This window comes from Rhizobium brockwellii (assembly GCF_000769405.2).
GTDB lineage: Bacteria > Pseudomonadota > Alphaproteobacteria > Rhizobiales > Rhizobiaceae > Rhizobium > Rhizobium brockwellii.
Genome location: NZ_CP053439.1, coordinates 4000527 through 4024394, shown reverse-complemented (window position 1 = coordinate 4024394; position 23868 = coordinate 4000527). Strand labels below are relative to the sequence as shown.

Annotated in this window: 25 protein-coding genes and 1 pseudogene; 15 read left to right on the top strand and 11 right to left on the bottom strand. The window is 61.9% G+C overall.

Going from position 1 to position 23868, the window contains the following annotated elements:
* Positions 1-25 precede the first annotated feature (25 nt).
* Positions 26-310 carry a BolA family protein gene (locus RLCC275e_RS19770; RefSeq protein ID WP_171816872.1) on the bottom strand — a complete coding sequence of 95 codons (285 nt, stop codon included), beginning with the start codon at positions 308-310 and terminating at the stop codon, positions 26-28.
* A 102-nt stretch (positions 311-412) separates the two neighbouring features.
* On the opposite strand from RLCC275e_RS19770, the gene RLCC275e_RS19765 reads away from it, so the two are divergent.
* The 5 genes and pseudogenes from RLCC275e_RS19765 (at position 413) to RLCC275e_RS19745 (ending at position 6055) form a co-directional block, all read left to right on the top strand.
* Positions 413-1030 (top strand): J domain-containing protein, encoded by a 618-nt coding sequence (locus RLCC275e_RS19765; protein WP_011653732.1) that lies wholly within the window; start codon positions 413-415, stop codon positions 1028-1030.
* 310 nt (positions 1031-1340) lie between these two features.
* Positions 1341-2333 carry a cobaltochelatase subunit CobS gene (gene cobS / locus RLCC275e_RS19760; RefSeq protein ID WP_027682639.1) on the top strand — a complete coding sequence of 331 codons (993 nt, stop codon included), beginning with the start codon at positions 1341-1343 and terminating at the stop codon, positions 2331-2333.
* Positions 2334-2345: 12 nt separating this feature from the next.
* On the top strand, positions 2346-4247 hold the full coding sequence (gene cobT, locus RLCC275e_RS19755) for a cobaltochelatase subunit CobT (RefSeq protein WP_033179348.1): 1902 nt from the start codon (positions 2346-2348) through the stop codon (positions 4245-4247).
* Between the two features lie 13 nt (positions 4248-4260).
* Positions 4261-5298: an esterase-like activity of phytase family protein gene (locus RLCC275e_RS19750; protein ID WP_033179347.1), complete on the top strand. Its 1038-nt coding sequence runs from the start codon at positions 4261-4263 to the stop codon at positions 5296-5298.
* Between the two features lie 191 nt (positions 5299-5489).
* Positions 5490-6055 (top strand): annotated as a pseudogene (locus tag RLCC275e_RS19745) (ATP-binding protein).
* A gap of 11 nt (positions 6056-6066) precedes the next feature.
* On the opposite strand, the gene RLCC275e_RS19740 reads toward RLCC275e_RS19745, so the two are convergent.
* Together RLCC275e_RS19740 and rpmB are read right to left on the bottom strand one after the other, a co-directional pair.
* Positions 6067-6702: a VUT family protein gene (locus tag RLCC275e_RS19740; RefSeq protein ID WP_017962311.1), complete on the bottom strand. Its 636-nt coding sequence runs from the start codon at positions 6700-6702 to the stop codon at positions 6067-6069.
* 112 nt (positions 6703-6814) lie between these two features.
* Complete coding sequence (rpmB, locus tag RLCC275e_RS19735; protein WP_003543341.1) at positions 6815-7111, bottom strand: 50S ribosomal protein L28; 297 nt, start codon at positions 7109-7111, stop codon at positions 6815-6817.
* A 242-nt stretch (positions 7112-7353) separates the two neighbouring features.
* Here rpmB and RLCC275e_RS19730 point away from each other — a divergent pair, with 242 nt between their 5' ends.
* Positions 7354-8136, top strand: a complete 783-nt coding sequence (locus tag RLCC275e_RS19730) for a DUF3108 domain-containing protein (protein ID WP_130707875.1) — start codon at positions 7354-7356, stop codon at positions 8134-8136.
* Between the two features lie 31 nt (positions 8137-8167).
* The gene (yddG, locus tag RLCC275e_RS19725) at positions 8168-9055 is read left to right on the top strand and encodes an aromatic amino acid exporter YddG (RefSeq protein ID WP_033179346.1); all 888 of its coding nucleotides are present in this window, start codon (positions 8168-8170) and stop codon (positions 9053-9055) included.
* A 2-nt stretch (positions 9056-9057) separates the two neighbouring features.
* On the opposite strand, the gene RLCC275e_RS19720 is transcribed toward yddG, so the two are convergent.
* Both RLCC275e_RS19720 and gloB read right to left on the bottom strand, forming a co-directional pair.
* On the bottom strand, positions 9058-9480 hold the full coding sequence (locus tag RLCC275e_RS19720) for a cupin domain-containing protein (RefSeq protein ID WP_033179345.1): 423 nt from the start codon (positions 9478-9480) through the stop codon (positions 9058-9060).
* Positions 9480-10250 carry a hydroxyacylglutathione hydrolase gene (gene gloB, locus RLCC275e_RS19715; protein ID WP_033179344.1) on the bottom strand — a complete coding sequence of 257 codons (771 nt, stop codon included), beginning with the start codon at positions 10248-10250 and terminating at the stop codon, positions 9480-9482. Before gloB ends, RLCC275e_RS19720 begins: the two co-directional genes overlap by 1 nt.
* A 53-nt stretch (positions 10251-10303) precedes the next feature.
* On the opposite strand from gloB, the gene RLCC275e_RS19710 reads away from it, so the two are divergent.
* From RLCC275e_RS19710 to RLCC275e_RS19695, 4 genes are all read left to right on the top strand, one after another.
* Positions 10304-11080 carry a class I SAM-dependent methyltransferase gene (locus RLCC275e_RS19710; RefSeq protein WP_017962305.1) on the top strand — a complete coding sequence of 259 codons (777 nt, stop codon included), beginning with the start codon at positions 10304-10306 and terminating at the stop codon, positions 11078-11080.
* 136 nt (positions 11081-11216) lie between these two features.
* Complete coding sequence (hisC, locus tag RLCC275e_RS19705; RefSeq protein WP_171816871.1) at positions 11217-12314, top strand: histidinol-phosphate transaminase; 1098 nt, start codon at positions 11217-11219, stop codon at positions 12312-12314.
* The gene (locus tag RLCC275e_RS19700; protein ID WP_033179342.1) at positions 12311-13234 is read left to right on the top strand and encodes a prephenate/arogenate dehydrogenase family protein; all 924 of its coding nucleotides are present in this window, start codon (positions 12311-12313) and stop codon (positions 13232-13234) included. Before hisC ends, RLCC275e_RS19700 begins: the two co-directional genes overlap by 4 nt.
* An 8-nt stretch (positions 13235-13242) precedes the next feature.
* On the top strand, positions 13243-13662 hold the full coding sequence (locus RLCC275e_RS19695) for a GNAT family N-acetyltransferase (RefSeq protein WP_033179341.1): 420 nt from the start codon (positions 13243-13245) through the stop codon (positions 13660-13662).
* Positions 13663-13755: 93 nt separating this feature from the next.
* Here RLCC275e_RS19695 and RLCC275e_RS19690 read toward each other — a convergent pair whose 3' ends face one another.
* The gene (locus RLCC275e_RS19690; protein WP_033179340.1) at positions 13756-14757 is read right to left on the bottom strand and encodes a DUF2125 domain-containing protein; all 1002 of its coding nucleotides are present in this window, start codon (positions 14755-14757) and stop codon (positions 13756-13758) included.
* 51 nt (positions 14758-14808) lie between these two features.
* Here RLCC275e_RS19690 and RLCC275e_RS19685 point away from each other — a divergent pair, with 51 nt between their 5' ends.
* A complete protein-coding gene (locus tag RLCC275e_RS19685; RefSeq protein WP_033179339.1) occupies positions 14809-15339 on the top strand; it encodes a gamma-glutamylcyclotransferase in 531 nt (176 codons plus the stop codon).
* Positions 15340-15341: 2 nt separating this feature from the next.
* Here the strand turns inward: RLCC275e_RS19685 and RLCC275e_RS19680 are convergent, their stop codons facing one another.
* The 4 genes from RLCC275e_RS19680 to ftsE all read right to left on the bottom strand — a co-directional run bounded on the left by RLCC275e_RS19680 (position 15342) and on the right by ftsE (position 18841).
* Entirely contained in the window at positions 15342-16139 is a 798-nt protein-coding gene (locus tag RLCC275e_RS19680) for a lysophospholipid acyltransferase family protein (RefSeq protein ID WP_033179338.1), read from the bottom strand.
* Between the two features lie 252 nt (positions 16140-16391).
* Entirely contained in the window at positions 16392-17102 is a 711-nt protein-coding gene (locus tag RLCC275e_RS19675) for a YdcF family protein (protein ID WP_033179337.1), read from the bottom strand.
* Between the two features lie 73 nt (positions 17103-17175).
* Complete coding sequence (locus tag RLCC275e_RS19670; RefSeq protein WP_033179336.1) at positions 17176-18189, bottom strand: cell division protein FtsX; 1014 nt, start codon at positions 18187-18189, stop codon at positions 17176-17178.
* Positions 18182-18841: a cell division ATP-binding protein FtsE gene (gene ftsE / locus RLCC275e_RS19665; protein ID WP_003543317.1), complete on the bottom strand. Its 660-nt coding sequence runs from the start codon at positions 18839-18841 to the stop codon at positions 18182-18184. The genes RLCC275e_RS19670 and ftsE overlap by 8 nt, the downstream gene beginning before the upstream one ends.
* A gap of 206 nt (positions 18842-19047) precedes the next feature.
* Between ftsE and RLCC275e_RS19660 the strand changes: the two genes are divergently transcribed.
* The 3 genes from RLCC275e_RS19660 to RLCC275e_RS19650 all read left to right on the top strand — a co-directional run bounded on the left by RLCC275e_RS19660 (position 19048) and on the right by RLCC275e_RS19650 (position 20910).
* Positions 19048-19710 (top strand): membrane protein, encoded by a 663-nt coding sequence (locus RLCC275e_RS19660; RefSeq protein WP_033179415.1) that lies wholly within the window; start codon positions 19048-19050, stop codon positions 19708-19710.
* Positions 19711-19839: 129 nt separating this feature from the next.
* Complete coding sequence (gene hpt, locus RLCC275e_RS19655; RefSeq protein ID WP_003543314.1) at positions 19840-20382, top strand: hypoxanthine phosphoribosyltransferase; 543 nt, start codon at positions 19840-19842, stop codon at positions 20380-20382.
* Positions 20383-20550: 168 nt separating this feature from the next.
* Positions 20551-20910, top strand: coding sequence for a response regulator (locus tag RLCC275e_RS19650; RefSeq protein WP_033179414.1), 360 nt, complete (start codon positions 20551-20553; stop codon positions 20908-20910).
* Positions 20911-21053: 143 nt separating this feature from the next.
* On the opposite strand, the gene RLCC275e_RS19645 is transcribed toward RLCC275e_RS19650, so the two are convergent.
* The gene (locus tag RLCC275e_RS19645; protein ID WP_033179335.1) at positions 21054-23708 is read right to left on the bottom strand and encodes a TIGR02302 family protein; all 2655 of its coding nucleotides are present in this window, start codon (positions 23706-23708) and stop codon (positions 21054-21056) included.
* Positions 23709-23868: the final 160 nt, after the last annotated feature.

Below are 23868 nucleotides of genomic sequence, written 5' to 3'. Positions count from 1 at the left end.
AATATCCATATAGGCTTCGGTGCCGCTACCAGCGGGTCGGTTCATCAGGTGCAGCCGGTTCGACGGCCAGCGCATGCAGGCCGGCATCGAGCTCCGGTTTCAACAGGTCGGTGATTGCCCGGTGGCGTGCCAGCCGCGACATGCCGGCGAATTTCCCGGAAACGATCCTCACCCGCATATGGGTTTCGCCGGTGCCGGTGATATCGGGCTGGTGGCCGGCATGCAGATGGCTTTCGTCGATGACGCTCAGGCGTTCGGGCGCGAAGGCTTCAACAAGTTTTTCTTCGATGCGGGTTCGCAGGGTCATCATCCGGTCTTGCTGGTTCGCGAAAGGGGTTCCTACCAAGCCTGCAACATTCCCATTTGTCAATTCTTGTTGTCGCTTCGCGACAGCCCCATAATTAGCGCCGTCATGAGACTTGATTCCAAATATTTCGATCGCATCCGAACACGCCGCAAACGCGAGCCGGAGACAGAGCAGGCGCCGCCTACCTGTCAATGGGACGGGTGCGACAAGAAGGGGGCGCATCGCGCTCCCGTCGGCCGCAATGCGGAAGGCCAGTTCTTCCTGTTCTGCTTCGAGCACGTCAAGGAATACAACAAGGGCTACAATTATTTCTCCGGTCTTTCGGACGGCGAGATCGCGCGTTACCAGAAAGAGGCGATCACCGGCCATCGGCCGACATGGACGGTCGGCGTCAACAAGGCGGCGAAGGACAGTCCGCTGCATTCGGAGATCCGCTCCGGCGCGTATACCCGCGTTCGCGATCCCTTCGGCTTCGTCAAGGAAGGCGGCAAGGGCAGCGGACCGCGTTTTCCCCAGGCGCGCAAGCTGAAATCGCTTGAGACCAAGGCCTTCGAAACAATGGGGCTCGACGCCAATGCGACATCGGCGGAGATCAAGAGCCGCTATAAGGAACTGGTGAAGAAACACCATCCGGATGCCAATGGCGGCGACCGCGGCTCGGAGGAGCGTTTCCGCGCCGTCATCCAGGCCTATCAATTGTTGAAGCAGAACGGTTTTTGTTAATTCCCGTCCTTGCTCTTAGGCTTCAATCGGGTATGGTCCAAATCGGCTGAGGCCGCAGGCAAACGCGGCTCATATTTGTGCGTTTTCCCGACATCGCCTCCGCCGACCTTCCGGATGCGGCGTTTCTTGTCCGGGACTCTTTCAAGAATGCTCGCACGCGGTCATTATCCCGCCGAGGTTTCGTTTCAGTCCCGGAGAAGCATCGCCGACGTTCCGACCTGGACGGGCGCGGAATAAAAAACGCGGCGTCACGGTTGCGACATGGCCTGAGACAGTATGGCCGGGTGGCATCACCCGCCTTGGAGACATGATGAGCAAGATCGACCTGGATATATCAGAACTGCCCGATACCACCGTTTCGGTCCGCGAGGCCTTTGGCATCGATTCCGACATCCGCGTTCCCGCCTACAGCAAGGGCGACGCCTATGTGCCGGACCTCGATACCGACTACCTGTTCGACCGCGACACGACACTCGCCATTCTCGCAGGCTTCGCCCATAACCGCCGCGTGATGATCTCCGGTTATCACGGCACGGGCAAGTCCTCGCATATCGAGCAGGTGGCGGCGCGGCTCAACTGGCCTTGCGTGCGCATCAACCTCGACAGCCATGTCAGCCGTATCGATCTCGTCGGCAAGGATGCGATCGTCGTCAAGGACGGGCTGCAGATCACCGAGTTCAAGGACGGCATCCTGCCCTGGGCCTACCAGCACAATGTCGCGTTGGTCTTCGACGAATATGATGCCGGCCGCCCCGATGTGATGTTCGTCATCCAGCGTGTGCTCGAATCCTCCGGCCGCCTGACGCTGCTCGACCAGAGCCGCGTCATTCGGCCGCACCCGGCGTTCCGCCTGTTTGCGACTGCGAACACGATCGGCCTCGGCGACACGACCGGCCTCTATCACGGCACGCAGCAGATCAACCAGGCGCAGATGGACCGCTGGTCGATCGTCACCACGCTGAACTACCTGCCGCATGATCACGAAGTGAATATCGTCGCCGCCAAGGTGAAGAGCTTCGGTAATGACAAGAACGGCCGCGAGACGGTTTCGAAGATGGTGCGTGTCGCCGACCTGACGCGCGCTGCCTTCATGAACGGCGATCTGTCCACCGTCATGAGCCCTCGCACGGTCATCACTTGGGCCGAAAACGCCGAGATCTTCGGCGATCTCGCCTTCGCCTTCCGCGTCACCTTCCTCAACAAGTGCGATGAGCTGGAACGCCCGTTGGTCGCCGAGCACTATCAGCGCGCCTTCGGCGTCGAGCTGAAGGAAAGTGCCGCCAACATCGTTCTCGGGGCTTGAGACCGACCGATCATGGCAGCTCGCGGTGACAATTCGAAAGCAAAGCCCGGCGCGCCTGTCGACGTCGAGCCATTGCGCCGGGCGATAACCGGCTGCGTGCGCTCGATCGCTGGCGACGGCGACGTCGAGGTGACCTTCGCCAATGAACGGCCGGGGATGACCGGCGAGCGCATTCGGCTGCCGGAACTTTCCAAGCGGCCGACGGCGCATGAGCTGGCGGTCACTCGTGGTCTCGGCGATTCGATGGCGCTGCGGCTCGCCTGCCATGACGAGAAGGTGCATGCGACGATGGCGCCGCAGGGCTCGGATGCCCGGGCGATCTTCGATGTGGTCGAGCAGGCGCGTGTCGAATCGATCGGCGCGCTGCGCATGGAGGGCATGGCGTCGAACCTGCGCTCCATGACGGATGAGAAATATTCCAAGGCGAATTTGACCGGCATCGAGCGCCAGGAAGACGCACCGGTCGGCGAAGCCGTTGCGATGATGGTGCGCGAGAAGCTGACTGGCCAGCGCCCGCCAGCCTCCGCCGGCAAGGTGCTGGACCTTTGGCGCGACTTTATCGAAGACAAGGCAGGAACTGAACTCGACAACCTCTCAAGCGCGATCAACGACCAGCAAGCCTTCGCCAAGGTCATCCGCAACATGCTGTCGGCGATGGAAATGGCCGAGGAATACGGCGACGACGACAGCGATGCCGACAATGACGACCAGTCGGAGCAGGAAGACCAGTCGAGCGGCGACGAGCAGGACCAGGACGAGGTCGACGAGGATGCCGGCACGGATGCCGCCCCTGTCGAGGACAGTGAGGTCGCCGACGAGCAGATGGAGGACGGCGAGACCGAAGGCGCCGAAATCTCCGATGACGACATGATGGAAGAGGGCGAGGACGATTCGGAAACGCCGGGCGAGACCCGCCGGCCGAATACGCCTTTTGCCGATTTCAACGAGAAGGTCGATTATCACGTCTTTACCGAAGAGTTCGACGAGATTATCACCGCCGAGGAACTTTGCGACGCCGCCGAGCTGGAGCGCCTGCGCGCCTTTCTCGACAAGCAGCTGGCGCATCTGCAAGGTGCGGTCGGCCGTCTCGCCAACCGGCTGCAGCGCCGCCTGATGGCGCAGCAGAACCGCTCCTGGGATTTCGACCTGGAAGAGGGTTATCTCGATCCGGCCCGGCTGCAGCGCATCATCATCGATCCGATGCAGGCGCTCTCCTTCAAGATGGAACGCGACACCCAGTTCCGCGATACCGTCGTTACCCTGCTCATCGACAATTCCGGCTCGATGCGCGGCCGACCAATCACGGTTGCCGCCACCTGCGCCGATATTCTCGCCCGCACGCTGGAGCGCTGCGGCGTCAAGGTCGAGATCCTGGGCTTTACGACCAAAGCCTGGAAAGGCGGGCAGGCGCGTGAAAACTGGCTTGCCGGCGGCAAGCCGCAGACGCCCGGCCGCCTCAACGACCTGCGTCATATCATCTACAAGTCGGCCGACGCGCCGTGGCGGCGCGCGCGCGCCAATCTCGGGCTGATGATGCGCGAGGGCCTGCTCAAGGAAAATATCGACGGCGAGGCGCTGATCTGGGCGCATAATCGCCTGCTCGCGCGACGCGAGCAGCGCCGTATCCTGATGATGATCTCGGACGGAGCGCCGGTGGACGATTCGACGCTGTCGGTCAATCCGGGCAATTATCTCGAGCGGCACCTGCGCGCCGTCATCGAACAGATCGAGACGCGCTCGCCTGTCGAACTGCTGGCGATCGGCATCGGCCATGACGTGACGCGCTACTATCGCCGCGCCGTGACGATCGTCGATGCGGACGAGCTTGCCGGTGCGATGACCGAGCAGCTTGCCTCATTGTTTGAAGACCAATCCGTGCAGCCGCGCGGCGGCCGGATACGCCGTGCCGGCTGACGCCGCTGGAAGAATGACGGTCAAGCGCCTCTGCCGTGTGGCGTCTATCGCGCTCTGTATCGCAGCCGGCGCTTCCTCGTCATGGGCCGGCGACGACGTGCCGGTCATTAGCCGGCAAATCTCCGATTTCAGGATCGGCTCTTCGGAGATGCAATTCGGATCGCTGGAATTTCTCGGCGGGCTGGAGATGGTGTCCAGCCGAGCGCTGTTCGGCTCGCTCTCCTCCATCCGTTTCCGACCGGACCAAAAACATTTCGTCGTCGTGCTCGATACCGGCCAGTGGCTGACCGGCAGCATCGAGCGCGACGTCAAGGGCAGGCTTTCCGGCCTTTCGGATGTCGAGATCACGCCGATGAAGAACAGCGCCGGGCGCAGCTTCGAAGGCAAGGGACATATGGATGCCGAAGGCCTGGCGCTTGACGGCGACCGGATCCTGGTCTCCTTCGAGCAGGATCATCGCGTCGATGTCTATCCGGATCCCGGCTTTGCCGGCTCGGGAGCGATCGCCACTCTGCCGATTCTTATCCCGCGGAAGATGCTGGACGACAACCGCGGCATCGAAACCATCGCCGTGGCGCCGGCATCCAGCCCGTTGCGGGGTGGTGTGGTGGTCGTCTCCGAACGCGGTCTCGACAGCGACGGCAACCGGCTGGCGGCCATTCTCAGCGGTCCGCTGAAAGGACGTTTCTCGGTCGAGCGGGATGGCAGCTTCGACATCACCGACGGCGCCTTCCTGCCGAACGGCGACCTGCTGCTGCTGGAGCGCCGCTTCAACATGGCCGAAGGCATCGGCATGCGTCTTCGGCGCATCAAGGGCGCCGATATCAGGCCCGACGCCGTCGTTGACGGCGAATTGTTGCTGGAAGGCAATTTCAACTCGCAGATCGACAATATGGAAGGGCTCGATGCTTTCCAGGCGGCCGACGGCACGACCCATATCATCCTGGTGTCGGACGACAATCATTCGATCCTGCAGCGCAATCTGATGCTGGAATTCCGGCTTTCGGAAGAGGCCGCGTGGTCAGCGCCGAATTCCCGGAAGCGGAATTGATCTTAGCCATCGACCCGAAAATCGGAATCGATTTTCGGGTCGATGGCTAAGATCAAAATGTTAGAGCGTCCTTTGTGCGTCCTAAAGGACGCACGGCGCTCTAGACGTCAGACTGATGTCATATGCCTCGGCTATCACGCCGCAATCGGTCGGCTTGCGGCATAGGGAAAAGCAGCCTCGGAGGGAAGTTCGTGGTGCATATTCATGTCATGGGCGCGTCCGGTTCCGGCACGACATCGCTCGGCCGTGCGCTTGTCGAAAGCTCGACATCGCCCATCTCGACACCGACGACTTCTTCTGGTTGCCGACCGATCCGCCGTTCACCACGCCGAGGGATGCCGACGAGCGCATCGGGCTGCTGCTCGATGAGGTGGAGCGGCATGAAGGTTGGATCCTCTCCGGATCGGCGCTGAAATGGGGAAGGCCGGTTGAGCCGCTTTACGATCTGATCGTGTTCCTGACGATCGACCCGGAGCTTAGAATGGCGCGCATCCTTGCGCGGGAGATTTCCCGATACGGCAATAGAATCACGCCCGGCGGCGACATGGCCGCAAAAAGCGGGGAATTCCTGGAATGGGCGGCGAGCTACGATACGGCCGGTCCCGAACGCCGCAGCCTTGCGGCACATGAACAATGGCTGGAAACGCAGACAGCGCCGGTGCTGCGGCTCGATTCAACGCTGGGTATCGACGACCTGGCGGCAGAAGTGCTGCTGCATCCGGCTATCGCCGCCGGTGCGGTCCGGCGGCGTCCGTAACTTCAACTAGACTAGCTGGCGCGAGCGGCCTGCATCGGCCGCAGCACGTTCATCAGCGCGCCATAAGGCAGCAGCATGACGAGGCCGACGATCATCTTCACGGCGAAATCGCCGATCGCCCAGGAAATCCATCGCGGTGCCTCGGTGGCGAAAACGCCGAGGACGGGGGCTGCTTCGAGCGCAAAGGGATCGTTCGGGCCGAGGAAGACAAAAAACGCGGCGAAGGACAGCGAGAAGAACATCACCGTATCGAGCGCCGAGCCGATCAGCGAACCGACCAGCGGCGCGCGCCACCAGGCCTGGCGGCGAAGGCGGTTGAAGACGGCGATATCGAGCAGCTGGCCGGCGAGATAGGCCGAGCCGGAGGCGATGGCGATGCGCGGCACCGAGGTGAAGAAGGAGAGCGTCACACCGACGACGAAGCCGGCAAAGACGACCTTGCGGGCTGCCTGCGGGCCGAACTGACGGTTGGTCAGGTCGGTGATCAGGAAAGCGATCGGATAGGAGAAGGCGCCCCAGGTCAAGATGTCGGCGAGGTTGATGCCGGCGACTTCGGCGTTCAGCGGAAATTGGACGAGGAAGTTGGAGGCGACGACGACAAGCGTCATCAGCGCGACATAGGCAATGGTATAGCGAGTCTTCAGCATTTTTTTATCCTGGGTGATGCCACCAGTTGGAGAGACGGACCGGCAAAGCAAAAGGCTTGTCCGGTATTATCCGTTCAAGCCTTTTGAAGCCGTATGGAAGAAGGGCAGAAGCTTACGCAGCAGCGGCTTCGGCGGTCTTCTTGGCAATCTGACGGCGCAGCAGGCGGGCGCGCATCGACAGTTCGTTTTCGCTGGCCTTCAGCAGGAAGGCATCGAGGCCGCCACGATGCTCGACGGTGCGAAGAGCGGCAGCCGAAACGCGAAGACGATAACGCTGGTTGAGAGCGTCGGAAATCAGCGTTACCTGGCACAGGTTCGGCAGGAACCGGCGCTTGGTCTTGTTGTTGGCATGGCTGACATTGTTACCAGTCAGGACGGCCTTGCCGGTCAATTCGCACACGCGGGACATGGAACACCTATTCTTGTTTTTCTCGGGCCATCGAATTGCCACTTCCGGCAAAGCCAGACGCGCAATCCAACGGGCATGATTGGAAAGTTGCGGTTCTATAGTCAGGCAGGCTGCTCGCGTCAAGCCAAACCTTGGCCTTTCCCGCAATTCTGTCAAAAAGCTGCTGTTTTCTTCCCTTCGCGGCAGGAGTATACAGCGCTCAGCAGGGGCTGTCAGCGCGCAGCAAGACAAGGCTTTTTTCCATGGCTCATTCGGGCAGACGGATTTTCATTTCGGCCATCGCCGCGCTTCTTGCCATACCGGCATCGGCGGCCGAAATCCAGCATCGGACGGAATACCGGGTGGCGCTCGCCGGCCTGCCGATCGCGCGCGCCGCGTTCCTGACGCAGATCGAGGACGATCACAGCTACAAGATCGCCGGCGACATCAATTCCGCCGGTCTTGCCGATCTCATCACGACGATTTCGGCGAAGACCAGCGTTTCAGGCGTCGTGCGCAATGACAGGCTGCAGGCGCAGAAATATTCGCTCTACTACAAGAGCGGCAAGAAGAAGGCCCGGGTCTACGAGGTCAGCTACCGCAACGGCAACATCATCTCGGCGACGACGACACCGGCGCCGAAGCGTCCGAAGAACTGGATCGACGTCACGCCGCGCGACATGCGCTCGGTGCTCGATCCGATCTCCGGCCTGGTCTTTACCGGTGACACCAAGGTCTGCTCGCAGACGCTGCCGATCTTCGACGGCGAGACGCGCATGGATCTGGTGCTCTCGCCGAAGGGCGACGAGGATTTTTCCACCAATGGCTTCAAGGGCAAGGCAACCGTCTGCAGCGTGCGCTTCGTTCCGCGCTCGGGCTACAAAAAGGGCCGCAAGGACATCGACTATCTCAGCAAGAGCGATCGCATGGAAATCTGGTTTGCCAAGTCGGACGCGGCAAATGTATACGCTCCTGTCTATGTGCGCATTCCAACCGAATATGGAATGGTGACGATCACTGCCGTCAAATACGGCAGCAACAGCTGACGGGGCCTTCTGCCTCCGTGAAGGGGGACAGGTGAAGCTTCGCGCGACGTTGATCGGTTTTACTGCCATTCTGATGTGGTCGTTCCTGGCGTTGTTCACGGCCGCCTCCGGCAAGATGCCGCCGTTCCAGCTTTCGGCCGTCTGCTTTGCGATCGGCAGCATTCCCGGCCTTGTCGTGCTTACCCTCAATCCCGCGCGGCTGGCGCTGCTGAAGCAGCCGGCCAAGGTCTGGATAACCGGCATTGCAGGGCTGTTCGGCTATCATTTCCTCTATTTTACCGCGCTCCGGAACGCGCCGGCGGTGGAGGCGGGGCTGGTCGCCTATCTCTGGCCGCTGCTGATCGTCGTCGGTTCGGCGCTGCTGCCGGGCGAACGGCTGCGCTGGTATCATGTGGCGGGTGCGCTTGCCGGACTTTGCGGTACCTTCCTGATCGTTGGCCGCAACGGCGTCGAATTCGACGGCGCCTATGCCATCGGTTACGGTGCCGCCTTTCTCTGCGCCTTCACATGGTCCGGTTATTCGCTGCTGACGCGGCGTTTCGACGCCGTCTCTACGGATGTCGTCACCGGCTTCTGCCTTGCGACCGCCATCCTGTCGTTCGTCTGCCATCTCGGCCTCGAGACGACCGTCTGGCCGGCAACTGGTTTCGAGTGGGTCGCCATCGCCGGGCTCGGGCTCTTTCCGGTCGGGGCTGCCTTCTACGCCTGGGATTACGGCGTCAAGAACGGCGATATCCAGATTCTCGGCGCAGCAAGTTATGCAGCACCTCTGCTTTCGACGCTTATTCTGGTGCTGTTCGGATTTGCGGAGCCGAGCTGGCGCATTGCTCTCGCCTGCGTGCTCGTCACCGGCGGGGCGGTGCTCGCCGCTCAGGACATGTTCCGCCGCAAGGTCCAGCCGCCCGTGGCAGCCGAATGATCTCAGCCGCCGGGCTTCCAATCCGGCGGCGCCATCTCGAAGCTTGAAAATTCGAAGCCGGGCGAGACGGTGCAGCCGACCAGGGTGAAATCGCCGAGGGTTTCGGCCGATTGCCACCAATTGGCGGGAATGATCGCCTGCGGCCGCTCGCCGGCAGGAAGATTCGTTCCGAGCGTCAGGGTTTCGCTTGCCGTTCCGTCTTCCGAGCGGTGCAGCGAGAGCGGTGCGCCGGCGTAATAGTGCCAGACCTCGGCCGCATCGTGGACGCGATGCCAGTGCGAACGCTGTCCCGTGGTCAGCAGATAATAGATCGCCGTCGAGTGGCCGCGTTCTCCGCCCGCCGTATCGCGGAATGTCTGCACGTACCAGCCACCTTCAGGATGCGGCTGCATGCCGAGTTCGCGGATAATGTCCTCGGGCGACATCAGAAATTGTCCTTGCGCTTGCGGATCTCGGCAAAGACTTCCTCGTTGGTCTTGCCTTCCATCAGCAGATTGCGGCGGATCGCCGGATCGGCGGCGCGCAGGAACGGGTTGGTTTCCTTTTCCAGCCCCAATGTCGTCGGGATGGTGAATTTGCCGTCGGTGCGCAAGGCCTCGATCTCGGCGGCACGGCTCTTCAGGCGCCCATTGTCAGGATCGACGGTCAGCGCGAAGCGGGCATTGGACAATGTGTATTCATGGCCGAAATAGATGGCGGTCTCATCGGGCAACACGGAGAGTTTCTGCAGGGAATGCCACATATCGGCGGCCGGGCGTTCGAACAGCCGGCCGCAGCCGAGCGCAAACAGCGTGTCGGCGGCAAACAGCAGCTTGTCATCGACGAAGTGATAGCAGATGTGGCCGGCGGTGTGACCGGGTGTCTCGATGACGTTGACCGTGTGATCGCCGAAAAGGAAGCTGTCGCCATCGGCCATCGTCCGATCGAGGCCGGGAATGGCGACGGCCTCGTTGATCGGGCCGATGATCTCGCAGCCGAACTGTTCCTTCAGCGCCAGGTTGGCAGTAACATGGTCGGTGTGATGATGAGTGGTGAAGATATGCGTGATTTTCCAGCCGCGACGTGTCGCCGCTTCGAGGATCGGCGCCTCCTCCGGCGCATCGATCGCCGCGGTAAAGCCTGTCTCCGGATCGTGCACGAGAACGCCGAAATTGTCGGTGCGGCAGAGAAAAACGTCTAATTCCAAAGGTTTCATCGTTCAATAATCCCTTATCCCAGGAGTCTCGCGGAAATGTAGAGGTTCCGGCCTTGAAGTCCAACCGCCCGCTGATAACATTTGTCGCAATGCACGCCGATATCGTCGACTTACGCCAGTTCTATCATTCCGAGCTCGGACGTCTTGCCGAGCAGTCGATTGCCATGGCGCTGTCCTCGCTCTGGGTGCGGCTGCCGCAGGAGCGTCTGGTCGGTCTCGGTTATGCCGTGCCCTTCCTCGACCGTTTCCAGGCCGATACCGAGCGCACCTTCGCTTTCATGCCGGCCGGGCAGGGCGCGGTGAATTGGCCGATGGGCTCGCTCTCGACGACGGCGCTGATTTTCGACGAGGAACTGCCGCTGCCGGATTCGTCGATCGACCGGGTGCTGATGGTGCATTCGCTGGAATTTGCCGAAAGCCCGCGCGAGACGCTGAAGGAGCTCTGGCGGGTGCTGGCGCCGGGCGGACGGCTGGTCATCGTCGTGCCGAACCGGCGCGGTGTCTGGGCACGCATGGAGCATACGCCCTTCGGTTCGGGCCGCCCCTATTCCCGCGGTCAGCTGACAAATCTGCTGCGCGAGACGAACTTCACGCCGGGCGCGACGGCTGAAGCGCTGTTCTTCCCGCCCTCGAAGCTGAGAACCATCCTGCGCCTTCGCCGCGCCTTCGAGCGGATCGGCCGAACGCTGTGGCCGGCCTTCTCGGGCGTCATCATCGTCGAAGCGCAAAAGCGGCTCTATCAGGGGCTGCCGGTTGCGGCGCGGGCCTCCCGCCGCGTCTTCGTGCCGGTTCTCGCACCGCATGGCGTGCCGACCACACGCAGCAGGTAACGTCCCTCCCAGCGCTTCCCAACTGCTTGTGTCACGCCCATAGGTCTCGACAACAATCGCATTCCGCTTTAATGCCACTTGGTGTTTTTCAGCCCGGATTTCCGGCAATTCCAAGGTCGAACCCATGAGCGTTGAGATGAGCAAGCCCGTTCCGCGTCCCGGTATTCTCGATATCGCAGCCTATGTGCCGGGCAAGGAACATGCGCCGGGCGTTGCCCGCGTCTACAAGCTTTCGTCCAACGAAACGCCGCTCGGCGCCAGCCCAAAGGCAATCGAGGCCTTCAAGACGGTTGCCGACAATCTGGGGCGTTATCCTGACGGGCAGGCGATCGAACTGCGCGAGGCGATCGCCGCCGTGCACGGCCTCAATCCGGCAAACATCCTCTGCGGCAATGGTTCCGACGAGCTGCTCGGCCTGCTCTGCCATGTCTATCTCGGCGCCGGCGACGAGGGCATCATCACCGAGCACGGCTTCCTCGTCTACAAGATCCAGATCCTGGGCGCCGGCGCCACGCCTGTCGTCGTCAAGGAGAAGGACTATACCGTCGATGTCGATGCGATCCTTGCCGCGGTGACGGAGAAGACGAAGATCGTCTTCATCGCCAATCCCGGCAATCCAACCGGCACCTATGTTTCCGTCAGCGAGATCCGCCGCCTGCAGGCCGGACTGCCGAAACATGTCGTCCTCGTGCTCGATGCCGCCTATGCCGAATATGTGCGCCGCAACGATTATGAAGCCGGCATCGAGGTCGTATCCTCCTATGCCAACGTGGTGATGACCCGCACCTTCTCGAAGGCCTATGGTCTTGCGGCGCTGCGCGTCGGCTGGATGTATGCGCCCGCCGAGATCGTCGACGCACTGAACCGCGTCCGCGCGCCGTTCAACTTGAACGCGCCGGCAATCGCCGCTGCTGCCGCTGCCATCCGCGACCAGGCCTTCATCCAGCAGGCCGTCTCCTTCAACCAGATGTGGGTGGAGACGCTGACCCAGGCACTCGAAGCGATCGGCCTGAAGGTGACGCCGTCCGTCGCCAATTTCGTCCTCATCCATTTCCCGGAGATCGACGGCAAGCGCGCCGCGGATGCCGACGATTTGTTGACGAGCCGCGGCTACATCCTGCGCGCCGTACGCGGCTATGGCTTCGCCAATGCGCTGCGCATGAGCATCGGTCCCGAGGAGGCCAACCGTGGCGTGATTGCCGCGCTCACCGAATTCATGGGACATCAGGCATGAGCGTGCAGTTCGATCGGATCGCGCTGATCGGCATCGGCCTGATCGGCTCTTCGCTTGCCTACGATATCAGACGGCTTGGTCTTGCAACGGAGATCGTCGTCGCCACGCGCAGCCCCGATACGCTGAAGCGCGCGGAAGAACTCGGTCTCGGCGACAGCTACACGACGTCGTCGCAGGATGCCGTCAAGGATGCCGATCTGGTGATCGTCTCGGTGCCGGTCGGCGCTTCGGAAAGTGTGGCGAAGGAGATCTCGGCAAGCCTGAAGCCGGGGGCCATCGTCACCGATGTCGGTTCGACAAAGGCTTCTGTCATTGCGCAGATGCTGCCGCATATGCCTGATAATGTGCATTTCATCCCCGGTCATCCGCTGGCCGGCACCGAAAAATCCGGCCCGGATGCGGGCTTTCCCGGCCTCTTCGAAGGCCGCTGGTGCATCTTCACGCCGGTCGCAGGCACCGACGAGACGGCGCTGAAGCGGCTGCGCAGCTTCTGGGAAGCGCTGGGCTCGAAGGTCGACGAAATGGATGCCGAGCATCACGACAAGGTGCTCGCCATCGTCTCGCACCTGCCGCATATCATCGCCTACAATATCGTCGGCACTGCCGACGATCTGGAGACGGTGACGGAAACGGAAGTCATCAAATATTCCGCCTCGGGCTTTCGCGATTTCACCCGCCTTGCTGCCTCCGACCCGACGATGTGGCGCGACGTCTGCCTGCATAACCGCGATGCGATCCTCGAAATGCTGGCGCGCTTCTCGGAGGATCTCGCCTATCTGCAGCGCGCCATCCGTTGGGGCGAGGGCGACAAGATTTTCGAACTCTTCACCCGCACGCGCGCCATCCGCCGTTCGATCGTCCAGGCCGGCCAGGATGTCGACGCGCCGGATTTCGGCCGGCACGCGCTGGACAAGAAGTAGCCACCGCGATGGTGGAGGTGGCAAACGCGAGCCAGGCTGATATCGACTGGCTGGTGCGCGAGGATGGCAGCGCCGGTGAGGCATGGGTATCGCGCTGCGTCGCGCTCGGCGAATATCTGGTTGCCAGAGAGGCCGACGAGATCGTCGGCTTCCTGCGCTTCTCCCGCTTCTGGGGCAGGGTTCCCTATATGGAAATGATCCGCGTCTTGCCCGGCCACCGCTGGTCGGGCGTCGGCACGGCGCTGTTTCTCGCCTGGGAAGAAGCCATGCGCGACGACGGCGCCCGCCTGCTGATGACGTCGAGCGAATGCGACGAAAGCCGGCCCCAGGACTGGCATCGCCGCAACGGATTTTCCGAAACCGGCGCGATCGAATTGCCCGGCCTGCAATCGGTCCCGGAAGTCTTCTTCATCAAGCGAATAGCCTGAAGCGCATCGCGTCATGCGACGCGCTTCAGGCCTTTTCTATTTCCTATGCATCCCGTTATCCCAAAACCGCTGGACACTTTTGGGCGAGATGCATCAGATCGGCGGAATCCGGCCGAGCGGGATGAAACCGCTGACGGTGGCATTGCCACGATTGACGACGAGATCGACAGAGACCTTGTCGCTGCCGCCGGCAAGCGACTTCAGCAGCTTCGTCGCCGTGTTGACGCTTGAGGCGATATCGGGAAAGGCCTGTTTCAGGCTGTCGCCCCAGGGGCCGAGCCGTTCGATCTCCAGTTTGAATTTTCCCGAAAGGAAGCCCTGCTCGTCGAAGGAGAAGGGGCCGGTCAGCGTCATCACCTTGCCGTCGCCGATGTCGGCGACGATGCGGCGCAGTTCACCGGTGGCGCCATTGAGGCCGTTCCGGTCACTGCCGTCGATCAGGCCGGCCTTGCCGGCGACGGTCAGATCGATGCTCGCCGAGAATTTCGGGAAGATTTGCGGCCAGTCCTTGATCGCCGTGTTGGCGTCCTGCACGGAGATTGCACCATCCAGATCGGCGCCGTTCTGCCGCAGATGGATTTCGGTGCGAGCGGCATCGAAGCTCATGGTCTGGCCGGTGTAGGAAGAGACGGCCATCGCCTTCAGACCCTCGATGACCGTCGAGCTGCGGTCGACGCCCTGCAGCCTCGTCGCAAGGCTCGCCTGCAGGTTCGTCCATTGGGCCGAGATCGAAAGTCCGTTGCTGGTGCGGATCTCTGCCGGCGAATCGAGTTCCCAGACGATATTGCCGGGTGCGTAGACCTGTGCTGCCGAGCGCAGCGCGCCGAAGGTGGCGGAGACGCCGTTGACATTGTCGTCGACGTCGATCTTGGAGCAGAACAGGCCGATCCGGAAGGGATAGCCGCGGAATTCGATATTGGAGCATTCGCCGCTGACGCCTGCCTGGTCGCGCGGCGCGATCGCTTTCAGCACCGTGGTCTTCAGCGCTGAGGCCGCATAAAACCAGCCGCCGGTATAAAGCGCCATCACCAGGAGGACGCCCCCACCCAGCAACCAGAATTTCTTACCGCTGCCGGATTGGCTTGACGCTGCCATGATGTTCTCCAATGGTGAATCGCAAATGTGATTCCCGGTCTGGCGTGCGATATGGACGAATTTTGGGTATTTGGCTACGGTTCGCTGATGTGGAATCCGGGCTTCGAGTTCATGGAGCGGGCAGAGGCCCTGGTCTACGGTTACAGGCGCTCGCTCTGCGTCCGCTCCTTTGTCCATCGCGGCACCCGCGACAATCCGGGCCTGGTTCTCGGCCTCGACAGGGGTGGCGCCTGCCGCGGCATGGCTTTCCGCATTTCGCCGGAAAAATGGGATGAGGTGATCGATTATCTCCGCGCCCGCGAGCTGGTCACCAATGTCTACCTGGAGCGCCGGGTGCGGCTGCAGCTTGCCGGCCGGCGCCGGGTGGAGGCGGTCGCCTACATCACCGATCGTCAGCATGAGCAATATGCCGGCGCGCTCGATGCGCTTGCGGCGGCACGGGTGGTGAACGAAGCAAACGGCCAGTCAGGTCCGAATGATGCCTATGTCTTCAATACGCTTGCGCATCTGAAGCAGATGGGCATTCGCGACCATTGGCTGGAGCAGGTCGTCAACGAAGTGGAGCGGCTGCGCGCCGCCTGATCTCAGCCAGTGGCCGCGTTCAGCTTGCGCAGCTCGACCAGTTTTTCGACCGCCGTCGGCGGGAGCGGCAGATGCGGATTTTGCGCGACGGTCTCGAGCAGAAGCTCGTCGCTCGCCCGCTCCGATACCTCGATCAGATGGGCGAAAAAGGCGTCCGGATCCATTCCCGGCATGATCGGCGGCAGGATCCTCACCTTGAAATGGCCGGGATAACGTCGAATGCTCCGCCGCGGCCAGAAGAGGCCGGGATGCATGGCGACCGGCACGACGGGGAGGTTAAGGTCACGGTACATGCGGGCGATGCCGTATTTATAGACCGGTTCCGCGCCCGGCGGGCGGCGGGTGCCCTCGGGATAGATGATGAGCTGGCGCCCGGTCGAAAGCTCCTCCTTCGTGCGTTTCAGTACTTCCACCATCACCTTGCCGCGGGCGCCGCGATCGACCGGGATCATGCGCTGTTTCTTCGCATACCAGCCGAAGAGCGGAATCCACATGAGTTCGCGCTTCAGGATGTAGACGGGATCCTTCAGCCAGGGCAGCAGTGCGTAGGTATCCCAGAAGGACTGATGCTTCGGGGCCAGGATGTAACTGCCATCAGGCAGGTTCTCCAGCCCCTCGATCTCGAAGGTGGTGCCGACGATCACCCGCATCAGCCAGTGGTTGGAGCGCGCCCAGTTCTTCGGGATCGCATAGGCGATCTTGCGCGGCACGACAAAATAGTAGGGCGAGAACACGATCATCCGGATGATGAGGTTGGCGTAGAAGATCGTGTTGAAGAGAACGGAACGCAGGGCGATCATGAAACTTTCCCGAGGCATGCTCACGCGACCGGCCTACACGATATTGCCCGCCATAAAAAGCATTTGATGACGCCTCGATGTAAAAGCCGGAAGCAATTCCAGCAAAACTGCGCAGCAGTTTTGCGTCCGGAATTGCGCAAAAACAAGAAGATAGAGCATGACCCCGAAAGTCGGAGTCGATTTTCGGAAGGAATTATGCGCAACTTTCAAAGTGATGGACCGTACTTGCGCGTCCTATCGAAGCGCGGTGCTTTATTCCTGGCCGGACGCGTTTGCCGAGCGCAGCCCGGTGTGGCGGCCGAAGCCGGTGATGTTGCGGGCGCCGGTCAGCAGCACTTTCACATATTCGGCCAGCATGACGCGCATCGCATTCGGATCGGTGAACCAGTTGCGGCTCTTCAAATCCGAATTGACCACGGGATAAGCGATGAACTCGATGTCGGGATCGACATAGGAGAGTTCGGCAAGGCTTCGCGGCATGTGGTAATTGTTGGTGACGATCAGAACGCTCCGGTATCCCTTGGCGTGGATCCAGTTCGAAGCCTCCTCGGCATTGCCGATCGTGTCGATCGCATCGTAGCCGATATCGACACAGCAGGAGAAGAGATCGGCCGAACCCTGCGTCATCTTGCGGATCTGTGCCGGCGTCGTCGTCGGGTGGACGCCGGAGATGAGCAAGCGCTTGCCGGCACCCTTCTGCAGCAGCTCCACGGCCTGGTCGATGCGCTGGTAACCACCCGTCAGGACCACGATCGCATCCGCTTTCGGCTCGGCCGGCGGCCTGAGTGTCGTCACCGAATCGGCAAAACGCAGAAAACCGCCGAACACCAGGGCGATTGCCAGCAGGCAGCCAAAGCCGCCCCAGCGCAGCAGGCGGCGGATCGGCCCGCGCCGCGGCGGCAGACCCACCGGGCGATCAAGCTCCGGGTCCTGATGAATCGGGTTGGGTGTCGTATCTCCCATGGTCATGAATCGTGATTATACGCTGATTGCGGCGCGGAACAGACGCTTTCATGGCAAAAGGGCACGGTCACGATCAACTTCCGATGCCATCGGTGCGTGTCGGGTCCGAGCGTAGCGTATCGATTTCGTAGATCGTCCGCATGACGGTCAGCCGCGCGGTGAAGGTGGTGAGGAGCGCTATGACGATCATCGTCGCGAAGATGCCGGCATAACCGAGCACGCCGACGGAGAAGGTGCCGAAGAGCGCGGTCGCCTGGTCCGTTTCCGGGGTGGCGAGGGTGCGGCTCTGCCAGAAACCGGCGGTGGCGAAGAAGAGAGCGGCAAGCGCGCTGCCGATCGCCGAGCCCTTGAGGCTGATCTTCAGGAAATGCTTCTGGAATTCGGTGGCGACGAAGGAGCTTTCGGCGCCGACGAAATGCAGGACTTCGACGACGTGACGATTGCCCGACAGCGCGCCGCGCGTGGCGAAGACGACGGTGAGCACCATCGCCGTGAAAACCAGGAGCAGGATGCCGGTGCCGATCATCACAGTCGTGTGCGCCATGGACACCAGCCGATCAACCCAGGTGCGGTGATCGTCGAGGCTGGCCTGCGGGATACTGTCCTTGAGCAGCGCCCGCATCGAATCGAAATCCGGCGGATTGCTCTCATCGATGGTGATGATGACGAGGCGGGGAACGGGCAGATCCTTGAGATCGAGACCGGGGCCGAGCCAGGGTTCTAGCAGGCGAGCGGTCGCCGCCTCGTCGACGATCTGGCCGCTTTTGGTGCCGACGAAAGTCAGCGCCAGGTCGCGCGCCTGGGACAGCGCCTTTTCCATGTCGAGATTGTCGTCCGGCTTGATCTGAATGGTGATCTCGCGCGAAATCTGGCTCTCCCAGCTGGCCGCCGTCGAGCGCACCATGCTGACGCCGCCGAGCGTCAGGCAGGCGAGAAAGGCCATGATCGATATCACCACCATCAACGCACTGCCCTGGATATTGGAAGGCGGCAGGATCGGCGCGGTCGGGCGCACGCGCAATTCCGGCCGCTTCTGCTGGGTCTTGGCAGATGCTTTTTCGGGGTTTCTGGACGAGGGCTCAGTCATAAATATCGAGATGCCCCTCTGAGAGGATCATGCGGCGGGCTTCCACCTGCTCCATCAGCGCCAGGTCATGCGTGGCGATCACCACCGCCGTGCCGAGGCGGTTCAGCTCGAGGAAAAGATTGAGCAGGCGCTTGGCCATCGGCGGGTCGACATTGCCTGTGGGTTCGTCGGCCAGCAGCACTTCCGGCCGGTCCATCAGCGCCCGGGCGATTGCGGCGCGCTGCTTCTCGCCGCCGGAGAGCACGGGCGGCAGCACGTTGATGCGTTCGCCAAGACCGACCCATTTCAAGAGTTCCAGGACGTCGGTCTTGTAGGAGCTCTCATCCTTGCCCCGCACCCGTAAGGGCAAAGCGACATTCTCATAGGTGGTCAGATGGTCGAGGAGGCGGAAATCCTGGAAGACGATGCCGACGCGGCGGCGGAGAAGCGGCAGTTCGGGGCGGGGGATTTCGGAAATGTCGCGCCCGAACATGCGGATCAGGCCGCGTGTCGGCTGAAGCGACATGAAAAGCATCCGCAACAGCGACGTCTTGCCGGCGCCCGATGGACCCGTCAGGAACTGAAAGGATTTCTTCGGAATGTCGAAGGTCAGGTCCCGGAGGATTTCCGGGCCCATGCCATAGCGCAAACCGACATTCTCGAAGTGGATCAACGGGCAACTCAGTCTGTTGTGGGTTTCACCGCACGACTTGTTAACCAACACCGTTAACAGCCGGTAAATTTTGCTGGAAAGACGCCCGTTTGATGGCGATCTTTGCGAAGCATTAACCATTAAAATTTACGACTGAGCAGGATTCGTTTCAATGCCAAGATTTCCTCTGGCAGCGAAACCATGTGGACATCTGCGAGGCAGCCACCATGGAAGCATCCTCCTTCAGTCGCCGGACGCCGGGCCAGGCCTACGATTTCCTGCCGCCGGAACCTGTCAACCGTCAGTACCGCTCGGCGCGTCCTGCCGATATCTCCGACGCCGAATTCGTCACCCTCGGCAAAGTTCGGCCCAGGGAATTCAATGCAAGGACCTATAACGACAACCGCAAGCGCATGGCTGCTGCCGCAAACGCTGCACAGCCGCCGTTCATGCCGGCAATGGCTGCTTCCTTTCTGCAGACCGTGGAATCCTGGCTGCAGCGCGCATCGATGCAGAGCTTCGCAGCGCTGGTGCTGGCGCTCGTCGTGCTTGTCTTCGGGCTAACAGGTGGTTTTTCCGGCCTTTCCGGCGAGCGAGCCACGTCCGGAGCGTCGCTGCATTTCACCCATGTCACCGTGACGCCGCGTGATGCGAACGGCATGCGCGTGCTGGTCATCAACGGCATCATCGAAAACGACAGCGGCACGACGCAGACGGTGCATCCGATCCGCGCCGATCTCGTGACCGACGAGCGGCTGACCGCAAGCATCGTCATCAACCCGCCGGCCGATGTGATCTATGGCGGCCAAAGCCGGGGCTTCTCGGCTCGCGTCCAGCATGCCGGCGGAAAAATGCCGGAGGTCCGGCTTTCCTTCCTGCCACAGACGTAACAGGACACGGGATGGGCCGACTTTCGCGCCACAGGTCGCGCCAATCGCGCTAATTTCATAGTCGGCGAGGCTGTTTCAAGCTCGCATATGTGCTAACGGCTTACCTTCTTTTTCATGGAGCAAGCCCTTATGCCTGTCGTGCGCGGAAAAAACATCGAGCCGCTCTTCACCGCCGAGCAGATCGCCGAGCGCAATCATTCGATGGCGCGGGAGATCGCCAGCGGCCCGACCAAGGACCTGCTCGTCATCGCCGTGCTGAAGGGCTCCTTCATCTTCGCCGCCGACCTGATCCGCGCGCTGCATGATAGCGGGCTTGCCCCGGAGGTCGAGTTCATCACGCTGTCGAGCTACGGCATCGGTACGGTTTCTCAGGGCGTGCGCATCGTCAAGGATATCGACAGCGACGTGCATGGCCGCGACGTCCTGCTGATCGACGATATCCTTGAATCCGGCCGGACGCTGCTCTTTGCCAAGGAACTGCTCTTCGAGCGTGGTGCGCGCAACGTCACGATCGCCGTGCTGCTCGACAAGCGCGTCAAGCGCAAGGAAAAGCTGGAGGCTGATTATGTCGGCTTCGAATGCCCCGACTATTTTGTCGTCGGCTATGGCATGGATGTCGCCTATGCCTTTCGTGAACTGCCCTTTGTCGGCGTGGTGACCGGGGACGCCTGAGCGACTGCAAAGTGTTACAGTGCTTTTGCGCGTCTGAAAGACCCGTTGCGCTACTTTGCCGTTCGAGACGGGTTGTTAACCATCTCGTCCATCGCTTCACCATCTTTACCGATCGAAAAGGAAAGTCTGGTGATTTCCGTCGCGGGGCTGATACGGAGCGATGCACATATGGCAAGAATTCTGATTACGGAAGACGAGGACTCCCTGCGGTCCTTCGTGGCCCGGGCCCTGCGGCTTGATGGCCACGAGACCGATGAGGCGGCCGATGGGGCCGAGGGCTTGGAGAAGCTCAAAGACGGGGTCTACGATCTGCTGCTTTCAGATATCCGCATGCCGGTGATGGACGGCATTGAACTCGCCCATCAGGCAAAAGACGCTTTTCCTGGTTTGAAAATCCTGCTGATGACCGGCTATGCCGAACAGCGCGAACGGGCCGACGATCTTGCCGAAAAGATCATCGATGTCGTCGCCAAACCATTCGCGCTTCCCGAGATCCGCAAGGCTGTCGCCCGAGCGCTTGTCGCTTAGAACCAGCATACCAAAAGGCGTGATTTGGAGCGAAATCATGCTCCAATTCTTTGATTGAGATCACGATTCAGATTCCAGGCCGTTTCGGCCTGGAATGATTTTGTTCTAACGCGCCTGCTGTCGATCGCGTTGCGGTGAGTGGCCTACTGGATGTCCAGCAGCCGCTCGAGATAGCGCCGTTCCATTTCCTGCGGTGGATTGTTACCGAGCTTTTCGCGGATCGCGTCAAGGATTTCTCGCGCCCGCTGAACGTCGATTTCGTCAGGCACCTTCACGCTGTTGTCGCCGAAATCCGGCCCTTGGGGCCGGCGCGGCCGGCCGAGCGGGTCGCGGCCGTTCTGGTCGCCTTGACCCACCTGGCCGTTCGGACCTTGACCCTGCTGGCCCTGCTGCGCCTGCATCATCTGGTTCATCATGTCGCGGGCGCCCTGGCGAAGCGCTTCCAGCGCGCGGCCCTGGCCCTCGACGGCCGGTTGGCCGCGGCCCTGGCCGAGTTCGCGGCCAGCGCCTTCCATTTCACGCTGCGCCTGGCCAAAGCCGGGACCAGGCTTCATGCCCATCTCGCCGAGGCTCTTCTGCAATTCGCCGAGTTGCTTGCCGAGCGCGTCCTGCTGGGCGCGCAGCTGTTTCAGCGCCTCGCGCAGCTGCTCGGCCGTCATCTGGTCGGAGGGCTGCTGGCCTTCCTTGCCTTGCTGGCCCTGCTGCTGATCCTGTGGCTCGCCGTTCTCTCCGGGATTCATCTCGTCGAGCAGCGGATCGTTCTCGCCCATGTCAGGCTCGCCGCGCTGCATGCGATCCCTGAGCTGCTGGTCGAGCCGGAACGTCTGTTCCATCAGCTTCTGTTGGTCGCGCAGGATCTCGCCGAGCTTGTCGATCTGCTTGCGGGCCTCGCTGTTTTCCTGGCTCTGCTGGCCGCGCTGGGGACGGCCCGCCTGCAGGTTGTTCATCATGCGCTGCAATTCCGATAGCATCTGCTGGGCGGCGTCACGATTGCCGGAGCGGGCGAGATTCTCGATCTGGTCCATCATCCGTTCCAGATCCTGCTGACGCAGGATATTTTGCGCGTTCTGGTTCGGCTGCATCGGCGCGTTCTGCATGCGTTGGGCAAGCTCGGTCATATAGTCCTGCATCGCCTTACGCAGCTCGTCCATGAGCTTCTTGATCTCCGCGTCCGGAGCGTTGCGGTCCAACGCGTCGGCGAGGTTCTGCTGGGCCTCGCGCAGCTTGCGCTCGGCCAGCGAAAGATCGCCATCCTCCATGCCGAGGGCGATCTCCCATAGATATTGGGCCGTATCCTTCAGCGCATCCTCGCCCTTTGCGAGCTTCATGCGCGCCAAGGCGGATTCGAGCAGCAGGTAGTTGGTGAGCTTCGGTATCGTCTCCTCGGGACGGATGGTCAGTGCCTCGTTCAGGGCGATTGCCTGCGGCATCTTGCGCGTATCGAGCGCGAAAACCTGCCGCTCCTCGGCGACGGCCGCGGCAAGCGGCTCGTTGAAGGGCCGCGACGGCAGCACCATCTCATGCGGCGGGCTGCGGCCGGTCTGGCCGGCGGCATCCTTGGCGACGAGCGTGATGCGCACGCGCTTGCCGGCAAGCGGATGTTCGGTCAGGTTCCGGCTGGTCACGCCCTTGGCGTCGCGGGCGTTGCGGCGGGGAATATCCAGCCGGTATTCCGGCAGCGGATAGAGCGGCGTTGCCGTCGGATCGGTGTCGACGGGAACGATCTCCGCATGCGCCTCCTGGACCCCGTAATCGTCCTTGACCGTGAAACCGATTTCAAGCGCGCCATTGACGCTGGGCTTCGGCAGGCCGTCGAAGGCAATCTCCGGCGCCTTGTCGGGGAGCACATCGAAGCTCCAGCGCCGACCGTTGACCTCGAGTGCACCGTTCTCCTGGAGCTTCATCATATGCGTCTGCGCGACGAGAGCCTGGCTGGCGGGTGCTGCCGTCGGCTGCTCGCTGCCTGATGCCGCCGTCTGCTGCGGCTTGGTATCCGCCTGCACGGCGATATCCTGGGCCTCGCCGTTTGCCTTGCGGAACACGACTTTTTCGGCCGTCTTTCCGCCGCTGACCCGCACGGTAAGGCCCGAAAACTGCGGAATGCCGATCGGCGCCTGCTCGCTGCCGTCAGCCGTCAGATAGATCGGGGCGCGGCCGGTATAGGAAGGTGGCGTCACCCAGGCGTCGATGCGCACCGCCGGATCGCTGACCACTTGCTCGGGTGCTGCCTGCAACGCGTCGCGGATCGAGCCGCCGTTGATCGACAGCGAATAACCGAAGGCCGTGACGAGCAGCAGCGCCGGGACGGCGCGCAACGCAAAACGGTCATGCGCGGCGATATCAGGCCGTGGAAGTCCGGCATCGAGTGCTGCGATCTTTTCGGCCATGCGCGTCTGGTGCTCGCGCCAAAGCGCTCGGCCGAAGGGCGTATCGAAGGCCGGCTCGTCTTCCTGGACGGTGACCGGCTGGTGCGACAGGCCGTTGCGCTCCTCCAGCATGCGGTCGGCTTCTGCGACCCTCGGCCAGCGCAGGGCGCGGAAGGGGAGGAGCGAGACGAGAAAAGCACCGGCAAAGGCGATGAGCAGCAGGATGCGCAGCCAGTCCGGCACACTGCGGAAGAGGCCGAACCAGGAGGCGGAGAGATAAAAGGCAATGACGGATAGTACCGGCATCAGAGACGGCAGCAGCTGCTCGAAAAAGAGCACGATGCGCGCCAGCAGGCGTTTCGTCGTCACCAGCCGGGCAAGCGAGGGACGGAACGCAAATGCACCTTTCTTCTGCCGCGAGGGGCTTGTCATCGGTCCGGTCTCCGCGATCTGGCGTTCTGGAACAGAGGGCGCTTCCGGCGATTGCAGGGCAATACGCTCATGAACGAAAGGATAACACTCTTTGTGGCGAAGGCGAGGGCGAGCGGCCGGTATTACCGGCTTTTCACGTTTGTTCGCCAAAAAGTGATGG